General features: G+C 65.9%; 9 protein-coding genes. 7 read left to right on the top strand and 2 right to left on the bottom strand.

Annotated elements, in window-relative coordinates:
- The first annotated feature begins 3 nt into the window (after positions 1–3).
- From PQ467_RS15295 to tatC, 3 genes are read left to right on the top strand one after another with little or no spacing between them, the layout of a single operon-like run.
- Complete coding sequence (locus PQ467_RS15295) at positions 4–237, top strand: twin-arginine translocase TatA/TatE family subunit (protein ID WP_274174230.1); 234 nt, start codon at positions 4–6, stop codon at positions 235–237.
- Between the two features lie 41 nt (positions 238–278).
- Positions 279–743, top strand: coding sequence for a Sec-independent protein translocase protein TatB (tatB, locus tag PQ467_RS15290; protein ID WP_443192958.1), 465 nt, complete (start codon positions 279–281; stop codon positions 741–743).
- 2 nt (positions 744–745) lie between these two features.
- Complete coding sequence (tatC, locus tag PQ467_RS15285) at positions 746–1,537, top strand: twin-arginine translocase subunit TatC (protein WP_274174229.1); 792 nt, start codon at positions 746–748, stop codon at positions 1,535–1,537.
- A gap of 236 nt (positions 1,538–1,773) precedes the next feature.
- On the opposite strand, the gene PQ467_RS15280 is transcribed toward tatC, so the two are convergent.
- Together PQ467_RS15280 and PQ467_RS15275 are read right to left on the bottom strand one after the other, a co-directional pair.
- Positions 1,774–3,453, bottom strand: a complete 1,680-nt coding sequence (locus PQ467_RS15280; protein ID WP_274174228.1) for an amidohydrolase — start codon at positions 3,451–3,453, stop codon at positions 1,774–1,776.
- Complete coding sequence (locus PQ467_RS15275) at positions 3,450–4,358, bottom strand: NAD(P)-dependent oxidoreductase (RefSeq protein WP_274174227.1); 909 nt, start codon at positions 4,356–4,358, stop codon at positions 3,450–3,452. The genes PQ467_RS15280 and PQ467_RS15275 overlap by 4 nt, the downstream gene beginning before the upstream one ends.
- A 138-nt stretch (positions 4,359–4,496) precedes the next feature.
- Between PQ467_RS15275 and PQ467_RS15270 the strand changes: the two genes are divergently transcribed.
- The 4 genes from PQ467_RS15270 to PQ467_RS15255 all read left to right on the top strand — a co-directional run bounded on the left by PQ467_RS15270 (position 4,497) and on the right by PQ467_RS15255 (position 13,390).
- A complete protein-coding gene (locus tag PQ467_RS15270) occupies positions 4,497–5,747 on the top strand; it encodes a threonine ammonia-lyase (protein ID WP_274174226.1) in 1,251 nt (416 codons plus the stop codon).
- A 233-nt stretch (positions 5,748–5,980) separates the two neighbouring features.
- Entirely contained in the window at positions 5,981–6,907 is a 927-nt protein-coding gene (locus PQ467_RS15265; RefSeq protein ID WP_274174225.1) for an arginyltransferase, read from the top strand.
- Positions 6,861–9,188 (top strand): autotransporter assembly complex protein TamA, encoded by a 2,328-nt coding sequence (locus PQ467_RS15260; RefSeq protein WP_274174224.1) that lies wholly within the window; start codon positions 6,861–6,863, stop codon positions 9,186–9,188. Before PQ467_RS15265 ends, PQ467_RS15260 begins: the two co-directional genes overlap by 47 nt.
- Positions 9,188–13,390: a translocation/assembly module TamB domain-containing protein gene (locus PQ467_RS15255; RefSeq protein WP_274174223.1), complete on the top strand. Its 4,203-nt coding sequence runs from the start codon at positions 9,188–9,190 to the stop codon at positions 13,388–13,390. The genes PQ467_RS15260 and PQ467_RS15255 overlap by 1 nt, the downstream gene beginning before the upstream one ends.
- Positions 13,391–13,632: the final 242 nt, after the last annotated feature.

The raw sequence follows: 13,632 nt of genomic DNA, 5'->3' as shown, positions 1-13,632 counted from the left end.
ATCATGGGTTTTGGGTCTGTCTGGCACTGGGTCATCGTTCTGCTGGTCGTGCTGGTGCTGTTTGGTCGCGGCCGCGTGTCCGACATCATGGGCGATTTCGGCAAGGGTATCAAAAGCTTCAAGGAAGGGATGGCCGACGAAACCGACCGCCCCGCAACGCCCCCTCCGGCCCAGATCGAGAGCAAGGGCGAGCCGGTCAAGCCTGCTGCAACCGAAGAAAAGACCGGCCAGAACTGAGCCTTTCTTACCTGTTCCTCGCAAGATTGGCCTGACGCACTGTGCTGTTTGACATTGCCCCTTCGGAATTTCTGCTGACGGCGGTGGTCGCCGTGGTGGTGATCGGCCCCAAGGATATGCCCCGCGCCATGCGGACGATCGGCAAATGGATGGGAACGGTGCGCCGTGTCTCGGGCCATTTCCGGTCGGGCATCGAAACCATGATCCGCGAGGCGGAAATGGAGGAGATGGAAAAGAAATGGCGCGAGCAGAATGAGGCGATCATGAAGGCCAACCCGCCCGAGGCGCTGCCCGTGGCGGCGCTGCCGCCCGAGGTGGTTGCCCATGCGCCCAGCGAGCCTTTGGCGGCGGGCGAATTGGGGGCCTCTGAATTGCCGGCCTCCGAATTGCCGGGCGCGGCATTGCCCGTCGATCCCTATTCGGCCAGCGCGCAGGAGCATGCGGCGCACCATCCCGATCATCCCCATGATGGCCATCAACCGGTCGAAAAGGCCAAGGGCGAATAAAGATGGCGTTTGAAATCAAGGATATCGACGAGTCGCAAGCGCCGCTGATCGAGCATCTGGTCGAACTGCGCTCGCGTCTGCTCAAATCCATTGCCGCGCTTTTTGTGGCATTTGGCATCTGCCTCTATTTCGTAAACCCGATTCTGGCCTTTCTGGTCCAGCCGCTGCGCGATGCGGCGGGCACGGGGGGCAAGCTGATCTATACCAAGCTCTATGAGGCCTTCTTTGTCGACCTCAAGGTGGCGCTGTTTGCCGCCTTCATGCTGGCCTTTCCGGTGATCTCGAACCAGATGTGGGCCTTTATCGCGCCCGGCCTCTATGCCAAGGAAAAGAAGGCGTTTCTGCCCTTTCTGATCGCCACGCCTGTGCTGTTCCTGTCGGGCGCGGCGCTGGCCTATTATGTGGTGATGCCCACGGCCTTCCGCTGGATGCTGGGCTTTCAGGGCAATCGCGGCGGGGTCCAGATGGAGGCGCTGCCCAGCGTCGGCGATTACCTCGGGCTGGTGATGCAGTTCATCCTTGCCTTCGGGATCAGCTTTCTGTTGCCGGTGCTGCTGCTGCTGCTCAACCGGGCGGGGATTGTGACGCGTCAGCAGCTTTCGGGCGCGCGGCGCTATGTCATCGTCGGGATCACCGTGCTGGCCGCCGTGCTCACGCCGCCGGATGTGGGGTCGCAATTGATGCTGGCCGTGCCGCTGATGATCCTGTTTGAAGGGTCGCTGGTGGTGATGTGGTTTGGTGAGAAGCGTGCGGCCAAGGTGGAGGCAGAGGGCGAGGTTGAGGTCGCGGGGTAGGAAGGTTTGCCTCCGGCGGGCAAAGGGCGGGGGCCCTTTGCAATCCCGTGAATGGGGTGGCGTCAGGTTTGCAGATGTAGTCTGATGGTTTGAAAGCCTGCGGCGCGGGAAGGCATTCCTATACGCGCCGCAGGCTTTGTCATTTCCACTGTTGCGTCCGACACTCAACGCCGAACCCGTGGCGCCACGCAGACAGTAACGGGAGCGCGAGGGTTATGACCCTCGCATTCACCCCTTCACTTCTTCTCCGGCTCCCAAACCAGCCTGCCCCCGACCCAAGTCTGAATGACCTTCGCCCCCCGGATTTTCTCCACGCTGTCGGTCATGGGATCGGCATCGACCAGCACGAAATCCGCCTGCCAGCCTGGCCGCAACTGGCCCAGCTTCCCTTCGGCAAACCCGGCATAGGCCGCGCCCGTGGTATAGGCGGCCAGCGCCTGCAGGCGGGTGAGTTTTTCCTGCGGCTGCCATCCGCCCGCCGGTTGGCCATCGGGCCCTTCGCGGGTGATCGCGGCGGCCATGCCCGCAAAGGGATCGGAAACCTCGACCGGCGCGTCCGAACCAAAAGCGAGGCGCGAACCCGCCCGCAGCATTGAGCCCCACGCATAGGCCCCGTTCAGCCGGTTTGGCCCCAGCCGGGCCTCGGCCATGGTCCGGTCGCTGGTCTGGTGGATCGGCTGCATGCTGGCGATGATGCCGTTGCGGCCAAAGCGGGGAATGTCGGCCGGATCGACAATCTGGGCATGTTCGACGCGCCAGCGCCGGTCGCCCTGATAGGTCTGCGCCACATCCTCAATGGCCGAGAGCAGCGTGGCATTGGCCGCGTCGCCAATGGCATGGACTGCCACCTGAAAGTGATCCATTGCCGCCCGGCTCATCAGGTTTTTAAGCTGTGTCTCGGTCAGGAAAGGCAGGCCGCTGGTCGCCGCATCGGCATAGGGGGCCTTGAGCCAGGCCCCCCGCGACCCCAGCGCGCCATCGAGATAGAGCTTGACCCCGTTGAGTCGCAGCCGGTCGCCATAGAGCCAAGGCGTCGGCCCCGGCCCGCCGATCAGCACCGTGTTGGCGATGCCGTCGCCATAGGCCATCACGCGCATGCTCAACCGCGCCGCATCGCCTGCGCGGCGCATGGTCTGCCAATCCTCGATGGACGTGCCCATGTCCGCCGCCGCCGTCACCCCGCGCGAGAGGAAAATCTCCTGCGCCTTGGCCAGCGCGGCGTCGCGGTCCTCCGGGCGGGGGGGCGGCACGATCTTGGCCACCAGCGCCATCGCGCCATCGACCAGCACACCCGCTGGCCGCCCCGGCGCGACTTTCCCCGCCACCTTGGGCGCGGGCAGGCGTTCGATTCGCCCGCCGCTGGGGTCCTTCGTGGCGGCCGTCACGCCAGCGGCGGCAAGAGCCTTGGAATTGGCCCAGCCCGCATGGCCATCGACCCGCTCCAGCCAGACCGGGCGATCACCGACCACCGCATCCAGTTCGGCCGCCGTGGGGAAGCGGCCCAAATGCCACAATTCCTGATTCCATCCGCGCCCGATGATCCATGGGCGGCCGGGGAATTGCGCGGCATAGGCCCGAATCTTCTCCTGCGCCTGCGCCAGAGAGGTGGTGTCGGACAGGTCGAGCGTGAGCGCCGCAATCCCCACGCCCATCACATGCGCATGCGCGTCAATGAGGCCCGGCAGCAGCACCGCCCCATGCCCATCGGCGGCGAAATCCAGTCGCGTCGGTCGCGGATCGCCCTCGTGCAGCAATTGCGCCACCCGCCCGTCGCGGTCGATGATGATGCCGTCAAAGCGCTCGACATTGCCCGCCGCATTCAGCGTCAGGCCGCGAACATGATCGACCAGCGTATCGGCGTGAACCGAACCGCTGCACAGCAGACCCGCGACCAGCGCGGCAAAAGATAATCTCATCGAACCCCTCGTTTGGGCAGGCGGCGAAGAATGGCGCTGGTGTCCTGGCGCCCGCCGCCCATGGCCTGAATATCGGCGTATAGCTGGTCGATCAGCGCGGCGACGGGGAAGGACAGGCCCAGCCCGCGCCCTTCATCAAGCGCCAGCCCCAGATCCTTGCGCATCCAGTCGATGGCAAAGCCGAAGTCGAATCGCTCCTGCGCCATCGTGTGCCAGCGGTTGTCCATCTGCCAGCTTTGCGCCGCGCCCCCGCTGATCGCCTCATAGACCTTGTCGAGATCGAGATGCTCGGCCTGGGCCAGACGGAAGGCTTCGGCCAGCGCCGCCGTGACGCCCGCCAGCGCCAACTGGTTGACCATCTTGGTGGCCTGTCCGGTGCCCGCCTTGCCGATATGCACGATGCGCCGGGCATAGGCGCTCATCACCGGGGTGGCCGCAGCCACCGCATCGGCCCGCCCGCCGCACATCAGCGTCAGCGTGCCCGCCTCGGCGCCCGCCTGCGCGCCCGTCATCGGCGCATCGACACAGCGGATTTCCTTGTCGCGCGCCTCGACCCCGATCTGGCGGGCGATGCGCGCCGAGACGGTGGTGTGGTCAATGAACAAGCCTCCGGCGTGCAGCGTGGTAAACACGCCCTGCGGTCCCAGCACCACCTCGGCCAGATCATCGTCATTGCCGACACAGGTGATGACCACATCGGCCCCATCGGCGGCATCGGCGGCATTGTTGGCCTCGCGCACCTCGATATCGGGGTTGGCCTCGCGCCAATGCGCGATCCGTTTGGGCGTGCGGTTATACAGGGTCAGACTGTGTCCGGCATGGCCCAGATGGCGGGCAATCGGCCCCCCCATCACACCCAGTCCGATGACGGCAACGCGGCGAGGAGCAGAAGCAGGGTCGGTCATGCAGGCCGTATTAGCCGGTTTGCGCGCGAAGGGAATAAGGGAAGTGCGGCGAGAGGAGATAAAGCGAGAGGGTGAGGTAAAATCCGCGCATAATGGCGGTTTCTTGGGAAAGGTTTTTCCGCTAGGGGGCGCAGCATTATGACCGAGGCAAACATCACGCAAATCGGCGCTGCTGCGCCCCTGCTCACCATCGATGACATCCGCGCCGCCGCCGGGCGAATTGCGGGCCATGTGGTGCGCACCGACATGGACCATTCGCGGACCCTGTCGAAGATTTGCGGCTGTGAAATCTATCTCAAGTTCGAAAACCTCCAATTCACCGCCGCCTATAAGGAACGCGGCGCGCTCAATGCCCTTTTGCATCTGACCCAGGAACAGCGCGACCGGGGCGTTATCGCCGCCAGCGCGGGCAATCATGCCCAGGGCCTGTCCTATCACGGCAGCCGCCTTGGCGTGCCCGTAACGATCGTCATGCCCAAGACCACGCCCACCGTAAAGGTGATGCAGACCGAGAGCGTGGGCGGCAAGGTCGTGCTGGAAGGCGAAACGTTTGACGAGGCCTATGCCTATGCGCGCAGTATGGAAAAGCAGTTGGGCCTGACGTTCGTTCACCCCTTCGACGAACCGCTGGTCGCCGCCGGGCAGGGGACGGTGGCGCTCGAAATGCTGGAGGATCAGCCCGATCTCGACATGCTGGTGATCCCGGTGGGCGGGGGCGGGCTCTCGACGGGCATGGGCACGGCGGCGCGCGCGATCAAGCCGGAAATCGGCCTGATCGGGGTGGAGGCCGAGCTTTATCCCTCGATGTACAATCTGCTCAAGGGCACCAATTATCCCATCGGCGGCGATACGCTGGCCGAAGGTATCGCGGTGAAAGAGCCGGGCGAGTTCACCTCCAAGGTGCTGGCGCAATTGCTCGATGATTTCGTGCTGGTGTCGGAAAGCGAGCTGGAGCACGCGCTTTGCCTGCTGCTCAACATCGAAAAGACGGTGGTTGAGGGCGCGGGCGCGGCGGGTCTGGCCGCGGTGATGGCGCATCGCCATCTGTTCAAGGGCAAGAAGGTGGGCATCGTCCTGTCGGGCGGCAATATCGACCAGCGCCTGCTGGCCAATGTGCTGTTGCGCGATCTGGCGCGTTCGGGCCGTCTGGCGCGGTTGAAGCTGACGCTTCAGGACCGCCCCGGCGCGCTGTTCAAGGTGGTGGAGGAATTCAACCGCCATCAGGTCAATATCATCGAGGTCTATCACCAGCGCATCTTCACCCATCTGCCCGCCAAGGGGCTGACGGCGGACATCGAATGCGAGGCGCGCGACGGCGAACAGATCGACGCTCTGGTTAACGCTTTGCGCGCCAAGGGCTATGAGGTGGTGCAGGCCGAGGTAAGCTGAGGAAATACGCAGGGGACCGGTTAACGCGATCTTGGTCCCCTGTGCCTATATGGGGCAGTGGATGAGATTGGCGCGTTTTAGCGCCAAAATCACGGTTAAACGCTTTGACGGGACGAACCAGCGGGGCATAAAGTCGCCCCAGGACGCGCAATAACCGATAGCGGGGCCAACCCGCAGGTTAATACGTAAAGCGTCCAAGCCAGGTTAAGGCCAGTTTAAGGATCGCAGAAACAGTGACCGCCCCCGTCCGCTTTCCCCGGTTTTTCGTAACGGCGCCCGCGCCTTGCCCCTATCTGGCGGGCCGGACGGAGCGTAAGGTGTTTACCGAGCTCAAAGGCCCCCATGCCGATGCGCTTAACGATGCGCTGGGCCGGATCGGCTTTCGGCGCAGCCAGACGGTGGCCTATCGCCCCTCCTGCGTCGATTGCAGCGCATGCGTTTCGGTGCGCGTGGTCACGGGCGAATTTGTCCCCAATTCGGCGCAGAAGAAAAACCTGAAGCGCAACGGCGATCTGGTCGCCTCGGTCTGCCACCCATGGTCCACGGCCGAACAGTTCGCCTTGCTCCAGCGCTATCTTGCCGCACGCCACCCCGGCGGGGGCATGGCGACAATGGACGAGGTGGATTATGCGGATATGGTGGAACATACGCCGGTCACCAGCTATGTGATCGAGTATAGGGAGCCTTCGACCGGTTCTCAGCCGGGCCGTCTTGTGGGGGCCTGTCTGACGGATCGGCAGGGCGATGGGTTGTCGATGATCTATTCGTTCTATGACCCAGAACATGCGACACGGACCGGGCTTGGCAATTATATCATCCTTGATCACATCCGCCGGGCGGCCAGCGAGGGGCTGCCCTACGTGTACCTCGGCTATTGGGTCGATGGGTCCGAACGGATGCAATATAAGGTCCGCTATCGCCCGCTCGAAAAGCTGGGGCGTGACGGATGGGTGCGCCTGTCCGACGATGAACAGGACGCGCTTATCCGCGCCACTGCCGGTCGCGGCGCGCCTGCCGAACCGGTTGCCCCCGCCATGCGCGATCCCGTCGGCGCCGATCTGCGGGGCGAGGCCGAGCGATTTGACGCCGGCCGATTTGAAGCCGGCAAATTCGTTGAGCGCGATCCGCAGGATTTATGGAGCCGCAGCAGCCGGTTCTAGGGCTGACTGGCTGGGCGGGGCGGCGCTGGCCTTTGCATTGACGGGGGCGCTGGCGGGCGGCGCGCCGCTGGCCGCGCAGCAGCGTCAGGCCGATGATGATTTGCGCGCGCTGATCCCCGATGCGGCGGTCAATGATCCCGAAGGCTGGGCCAAGGCGCAGGCGGTCAAAAAGCCTGCGGCCAAGGTTGCGCCGCCGCCCGCATCGTCGGCTGTGCCGATTGCCGCGCCTGCCGCGCAGGATTCGGCCCCGCCGCTCAATCTGGCCGCGCTGATCCCCGATTCGCCGATGGAGGATATTGCCGGGCTGGACCTGCCCTGGCCCGAGCCGGGCAAGGAAGAGGCCACCATCCCGATCCCCACCGCTCTTGCCGCGCAGGAGGATGGCGAAACGCTGGCCGCCGCGATGGCGCGGGTGCCGCCGCCGGGCGCGGCGCGTCTGGCCGCGCGCAATGCCGGGGATGCCGCCCGCCCCGAGGCAAGGGAGCGCGAGACCACGCTGGCCTCTGGCCGGGCGCGGCTGGTGTGGCCCGCCGATCCCGCCGCCATGCCCGAGCGCGAGGCGTTTGAGCGCCGCTTTCGCGATCTGTCCGCGCTGCAGGGGCTGGGCGCGCATGATGCAGACGCGCTGGCGCAACTAGTGGTGCGCGGCAGCAGCGACCGCAAGCTGCTGGAAAAGCTGTTCAAGGTCTATGGCTATTACGATGGCGAGGTGACGCAATCGCTGATCGGGCCGGAGCCGGGCGCCGACGGGAACAGCGCTCCGCCGACCGGGGTGCGTTTCGATATGGACCCCGGCGCGCGCTATCATATCGGCGCGATTACCACCGGGCGGCTGGAGGATACGGGCAAGGATGCGGCGCGGCTGCGCGCCGCGCTGGCGATCAAGACCGGCGATCCGCTCGATCAGGACGCGATTGAGGCGGGCACGACCCAATTGGCCAAGGCGCTGGGCGAAGCGGGCTATCCCTTTGCCAAGGTGCCCTCCGCCTCGCTGACCATCGACCATGCCCGCGACGAGGGCGATGTCGATGTGGCGGTCGAGCCGGGCGGACAATATCGCTATGGCGCGATCACCTCGGCGCTGCCGCGGGTGATGTCGCCAAACCATCTGGGCGATATTGCGCGGTTCAAGCCGGGCCAGGTGTGGAACCAGAAGGACGTGGAGGATCTGCGCCGCGCGGTGCTGGCCACGGGCCTTGTTGCAGGCGTCAATGTCACCCCGCGCGAAACCGCCCCGCCCAAGGATGGCCAGCCCGGCGTGGTGGCGCTGGACGTGGCGATGAGCCGCGCGCCGGTCCACACGATTGCCGGCGAGATCGGTTATGACACCGGGCAGGGCGCGCGCGTCGGGGCCAGCTGGGAAAACCGCAACCTGTTCCCACCCGAAGGCGCGCTGAAACTGCGCGGGGTGTTGGGCACGAATGAGCAATTGGCCGGGGCCACGTTCCGCCGCGCCAATTTTCTGGGCCGCGACCGGCAATTGACCGTCGATCTTTACGCCACCAACACCACGCTCGCCTCCTATGCCGCGCGCAAGGTCGCCTTTGCCACCAGCTATGAGCGGCTGACCAACCTGTTGTTTCAAAAGCCGTGGACTTGGTCGATGGGGCTGGAAGTCGAAGCCTCGGAGGAGCGCGAGGGCGTGCCGAGCGGGGTGACGACCGGGCGCATCCTGTATATCACCACCGCGCTGCCGCTGCGCGCGGGGATCGACAGCACCGACAATCTGCTCGATCCCACTAAAGGCCACCGCGCCTCGCTGCGCATCTCGCCCGAACAGAGCTGGGCGCGCGAAACCCAGTCGCGCTATGCCCGCATTCAGGCCGACGCCAGCTTCTACCGCTCGCTTGACAAGGTGGTCCTGGCTACCCGCGTCAGGCTGGGCACCATGCCGGGCAGCGATATCGACTATATTGCGCCCTCGCGGCGGTTTTATGCCGGTGGCGGTGCCTCGATCCGGGGCTATGGCTATAATCTGGTCGGCCCGCGCAACGCGCTGGGCGAGCCCAAGGGCGGGCGTTCGCTCTATGAATTTTCCATCGAGGCGCGGGTGAACACGCATTTCTTTGGCGGCGCGCTGCAACTGGTGCCCTTCCTCGACGCGGGCGGGGTTGAGGCGGGCACGGTGCCCAAATTCAACGACTGGCGCTATGGCGCGGGTCTGGGCATCCGCTATCGCACCGGCTTTGGCCCGATCCGCATTGACGTGGGCACCCCGCTCAATCCGCGGGCGGGGGACAGCCGGATCGGCGTCTATGTCGCGCTGGGCCAGGCGTTCTGATGACGCAGCCGCCTGTTCCGGAGCAGAGCGAAACACCCACGGAGCGCCCGCGCGGCGGGTTGGGCTGGCGTAAATATGCGCTGGGCCTGCCGCTGGGCATTGTCGGCGGGGCGGCGGCCTTGCTGGTCGGGCTGGATACGCCCATCGGGCATCGCCTGATCGCCGATATTATTGCGGCCAATGAATTGGATAATGGGCTGCGCATTTCGATCGGGCGGATCGAGGGGTCGGTCTATGGCCGGGCGCGTCTGTCGGGCATCGTGCTGCGCGATACGCGTGGCATTTTCCTGCGCGCGGGCGAGGGCGTGTTTGATTGGCGCCCGATCAACTGGTTTTCCTCGGGGCTGGACATCCGCGAGCTTGTGCTGCGTCGCGCCACGTTGCAGCGGGTTCCCGAATTTCGCGCCACGGTGTCCGATGCCGGATTATGGCCCGATTTCAATGTACGGCTCGACCGGGTGGCGGTGGAGCGGCTGGTGATCGCCAAGCCTGTGCTGGGGGCGGAGCGGCGGATCGATGCGCAGGGCAGCCTGCGGGTGGCCAAGGGGGTTGCTGCGATCCGGCTGAACGGCAGGCTTGGGGGCGAGGATCGGCTCTCGCTGGTGCTGGACGCGCATCAGGCGGGCGACCGGTTCGACCTCTCGCTGGATTATAACGCGCCCAAAAACGGCCTGCTCGCAGCGCTGACCCGCAGCCGCGCCGCGCGGGAGGTGCGGGCGCAGGGCAAGGGGCGCTGGAAGGTCTGGTCCGGCTGGATCAAGGCGCAGCAGGACGGGCATAATGCCGCAGCCTTCACCTTTGCCAACAGTGATGGCGCGGTGCGCTTCGGCGGCAAATTGTGGAGCGATCCGGTGCTGCCTGAAGGGTTGCGCCATACGTTGGGCGGCGGGCCGGTGGCGCTGGCGGGCAAGGGCGTGGTGGCCGATGGGCGCTACAGCGGCGACCTCTCGGCCCGCGCGGCCAATCTGAGTGCGCAGGGCAAGGGCGCGCTGGATTTGAAGCGGCAGGCTTTTTCCGACTGGACGCTCCAGTTGAAAGGCGGGCCACGCCTGCCGCTGGGCAAGGATGACGAATTTGCCGGTCTGGAGGCGCGGGTGCATATGAACGGCGCCTTTGCCGCGCCGCGCGCCCATATTGTCGCCCGCACGGCCCGCTGGCGCAGCCAGAACACCGTGTTTGAGGGCATGACCGCCGATGGCAATCTGCGCCGTGAGAGCGGCCGCTGGGTGATGCCGGTGCAATTGACCGCCGCGCAGATCCGCACACAGGACGGCACGTTCGATCCCGAACTGCACCATGTCCGTGCCGCGGGCACGCTGGCGCTTGAGGGCATGCGGCTGACCAGCCCCGATGTGGCGCTGGCCATTCCCCATGGCACCGCGCGGGCCAGTTTGAATATCGATCTGGTGCGGGGCGATTGGGTGGTACAGGGCAAGGCGGGGCTGCATGGCTGGCCGCTCTCGCTCGGGCCTGCCGATGCGCAGGGTCAGGTGCGGGTCAGCGGGGCGCGGGGCGCGCCATGGCGGGTCGCGGCCGATGTGAAGGGTGCCATTGCCCAATTGAGCAGCCAAAGTCTGCAAAGTCTGGCGGGCGGGGCAACGCGTTTTGCGGGCCATGTCGAGGTGGCGCAGGGCAATCATCTGTCCGTCACGCGCGGGCGGATTGATGCGCCTTCCTTGCAGATGTTTCTCGATGGCGGGCGCGGCGGCGATGGCCGTATCGCGCTGAACGCGCGCGGCCAGCAGGAGCGCTACGGCAGCTTTTCCGGCGAAGTGAGCATTGGCGATGACGGCCCGCGCGGGCAAGTGCGCCTGCAGGATCCGCTGCCAACGCTGGGCGTCAAGGACGTGCTGCTGGTGCTGACGCCCGAGGCCGAGGCGCTGCGGATCGAGGCGCGGGGCAATTCTGCGGCGGGTCCGTTTTCCGGAACGGCGGGTTTGATTGTGCCGAAGGAGCCGGGCCGGTCGCGGCTGGAGTTGCGCGATTTCCTCCTGTCCAGCACGCATGTTACCGGATCGGTGATGCTGGATGAGGATGGGGCCGATGGGCATCTGACCGTATCGGGCGGGGGCGTGGCGGGGCTGATCGCTCTGGCGCCGCGCGGAGGCGGGCAAAGCGTGGATGCCTCGCTGGATGCCCGCAACGCCCATTTCGAGGGTGAGCGGCCGCTGACCATCGCATCCGGGCGGGTCAAGATCAGCGGGCAATTGCTGAAAGAGCATACGACCCTCTCGGCGGACCTGTTTGCGCAGGGGATCGGCAAGGGCAAGCTATTCATCGGGCGGCTGGGGCTGGCGGCGCGGCTCAATGATGGCAATGGCACGGTCAATGCGATCATGGGCGGGCGCAAGGGCAGCCGCTTCGACCTGCAGGTGAGCAGCGATATTGCGCCGGGCAAGATCTCGGTGCTGGCCGGGGGCAGTTTTGCGGGGCAGAAGATCGCCATGCCGCGCCGGGCGCTGTTCACGGTGGAAAGCCGCGATGGCGCCCCCGGCGTCTGGCGTCTGGCGCCCAGCCAGATCGACTTTGGCGGCGGGCGCGTGGTGGCGCAGGGGCTGATCGGCAATGGTTCGACCGAACTGGACCTTGGGCTGGTGTCGATGCCGCTGTCGCTGGCCGACGTCGTGGTGCCCGATATCGGCCTTGGCGGCAAAGTGTCGGGCAAGCTCACCTATGTGCAGCGGCGCGAGGCTTTGCCCGAGGGCGAGGCGCGGGTGGTCGTCAAGGGACTGACGCGGTCGGGGCTGATGCTGACCTCGCGCCCGGTCGATGTGGCGGTGGTGACGCGGTTGGGCGCGCGGGCGCTCGATCTGCGCGCGGTGGCCAGCGAGGGCGGCGCGACGCGCGGTCGCTTGCAGGCGCGGATTGACCAATTGGCCGATACGGGCGCCCTTGATGAGAGGCTGGGCGCGGGAAGGCTGGCGGCGCAGATGCGCTATGCCGGGCCGGCGGACGCGTTGTGGCGGTTGATGGCGCTGGATGCGTTTGACCTGTCCGGGCCGGTGGAGATTGCGGCGGATATGAGCGGGTCGCTCGATGATCCCAGCATTCGCGGCTCGCTGGCGGGCAAGGGCATGCGGTTGCAGAGTGCGGCCTCGGGCACGGATATTTCCAACGTCGCGGTCAGAGGCTATTTTGACGGCTCGGCGCTCAGTCTCGGCACCCTGTCGGGCGTGGCGCCAGGCGGCGGGCAGGTGACGGGCAGTGGGCGGGTCGATTTCGCCCAGATGGGACCGGGACGCGGGCCTTCGATCGACGTGGCGCTGGCCGCGCGGCGGGCGCAATTGATCTTGCGCCCCGATATGGCGCTAAGCGCGACAGGGCCGATCCGCATCATTTCTGACGGCATGACCGGAACGATTGCCGGGCGGCTGGCGATTGATTCGGCCCGCTGGCGGCTGGGTCAGGCCAGTTCGGCGACCGACCTGCCCAACCTGCCCACGCGCGAGATCAACCGGCGGGCCGATATTGCGCCCGCAACCGAGCGAGAGATGCCGTGGCGGTTGATGGTGGACGCTTCGGGCGGGAATATCCGCCTGTCCGGGCTGGGGCTGAACAGTTTGTGGAATGCGGATCTGAAATTGCGCGGCGCGTTGCAGGAGCCCGCCATCAATGGCGCGGCCACGCTGGTCGAGGGCAGCTATGACTTTGCCAGTAAGCATTTCGACCTCACGCGCGGGCGGGTCAACTTTGACGGATCGACCCCGGTGGACCCAAGGCTGGATATGGCCGCGACTGCAACAGTCAACAATCTGACGGCCACGGTGACGGTGCGGGGCACTTCGCTGCGCCCGGAAATCGCGTTTTCCTCGGTGCCTGCGCTGCCCGAGGAGGAATTGCTCTCGCGCATCCTGTTTGGCGATTCGATCACCCAGATTTCGGCGCCCGAAGCGCTGCAATTGGGGGCGGCGCTGGCCGCGCTCCATGGCGGGGGCGGGCTGGACCCGATCAACAAGCTGCGCAGCGTGATCGGGCTGGACCGGCTGCGGTTTGTTTCGGCCGATGCCACGATCGGGCGGCAGACCGGCGTGGCTGTGGGCAAATACCTTGGGCGGCACATCTATGCCGAGATCGTCACCGACGGGCGCGGCTATTCGGCCACCAATGTCGAGTTTCGTCTGACCAGTTGGCTGGCGCTGCTCGGCACGGTGGCGAGTACGGGGCGGCAGAGTGTGAATGCCAAGGTGTCGAAGGATTATTGATTATTGAGGGAGGTTTATGCCTCCGGCGGGCAAAGGGTGGGGGCCCTTTGCAATCCCGTTACTGTCGGTGTTGTGTGAGTGGGCGTCCTTTTGTGTCGGACGCGGCCTCGGAATTTTAAAGCCTGCGGCGCTGATCGGCGCTAGGCCGCCGCGCCGCAGGCTTTCTAACTTCATGCCGTTACCACCCCGCTGCCGACCATGCACAACCCACGAATGGGATTGCAAAGGGACGAGTCCCTTTG

It is taken from the genome of Novosphingobium sp. KACC 22771 (assembly GCF_028736195.1).
Lineage (GTDB): Bacteria > Pseudomonadota > Alphaproteobacteria > Sphingomonadales > Sphingomonadaceae > Novosphingobium.
The sequence above is the reverse complement of the archived record's forward strand: the minus strand, read 5'-3'. Positions and strand labels throughout refer to the sequence as shown.